The 838-nt window shown below is 47.4% G+C and carries 1 protein-coding gene and 1 pseudogene; one reads left to right on the top strand and one right to left on the bottom strand.

The window, feature by feature from the left end; genetic code table 11:
* Nucleotides 1-125: 125 nt before the first annotated feature.
* A pseudogene (istB, locus tag ABZJ92_RS22045) lies at nt 126-491 on the top strand (IS21-like element IS100kyp family helper ATPase IstB); the annotation flags it as partial.
* A gap of 50 nt (nt 492-541) precedes the next feature.
* Here the strand turns inward: istB and ABZJ92_RS22040 are convergent.
* Nucleotides 542-760, bottom strand: coding sequence for a TetR/AcrR family transcriptional regulator (locus tag ABZJ92_RS22040; RefSeq protein ID WP_000145481.1), 219 nt, complete (start codon nt 758-760; stop codon nt 542-544).
* Between the last annotated feature and the right edge of the window lie 78 nt (nt 761-838).

The following is an 838-nucleotide window of genomic DNA, read 5'->3' as shown; positions in this document are numbered from 1 at the left end:
GAAAAACGAGTATTTTTAGTCATCCTGTTTACCTCTTTCTCAGGAAGTTTAGTCTCCAGGATTCCCGGGGCGGTTCAGTACTCACCAATAAATAAGCGTCAATACGGTGCTCCGTTGACGCTTACGCAGATCTGTTACTTCAGTTATCTACGGCACAACGTCAGGGCCGTTATAAAACGACGCTTCAGCGTGGAGTAATGGCCCCCCGCCTGCTCATCATTGATGAAATAGGCTATCTGCCGTTCAGTCAGGAAGAAGCAAAGCTGTTCTTCCAGGTCATCGCTAAACGTTACGAAAAGAGCGCAATGATCCTGACATCCAATCTGCCGTTCGGGCAGTGGGATCAAACGTTCGCCGGTGATGCAGCACTGACCTCAGCGATGCTGGACCGTATCTTACACCACTCACATATCGTTCAAATCAAAGGAGAAAGCTATCGACTCAGACAGAAACGAAAGGCCGGGGTTATAGCAGAAGCTAATCCTGAGTAAAACGGTGGATCAATATTGGGCCGTTGGTGGAGATATAAGTGGATCACTTTTCATCCGTCGTTGACAGCATAATCCTCTTTACTCTTAAGGTAGTAATAAAATGAGCCTTTAGGGACATTGGCATTTTTAACAATGGCATCGACTCCCGTCGCAAGAAAACCATTCTGCGTCAGCAGTTCAAGGCCACTGCGGATCAGATCATTACGAGTATCTGCATAGGTACTTTCTGTCTTTCGCGGCCTTCCCCGGCCACGATTTTCGCCTGTCATGTGATCTTACCCAGCAATAGTGGACACGCGGCTAAGTGAGTAAACTCTCAGTCAGAGGTGACTCACATGACAAAAACA

It is taken from the genome of Shigella sp. FJ200513, from assembly GCF_040495915.1.
GTDB lineage: Bacteria > Pseudomonadota > Gammaproteobacteria > Enterobacterales > Enterobacteriaceae > ECMA0423.
The sequence above is the reverse complement of the archived record's forward strand: the minus strand, read 5'-3'. Positions and strand labels throughout refer to the sequence as shown.

Bases quoted from the DNA above. Each gene is read 5' to 3' on its own strand.
- ABZJ92_RS22040 (WP_000145481.1), bottom strand. From the start codon at position 760: ATGACAGGCGAAAATCGTGGCCGGGGAAGGCCGCGAAAGACAGAAAGT.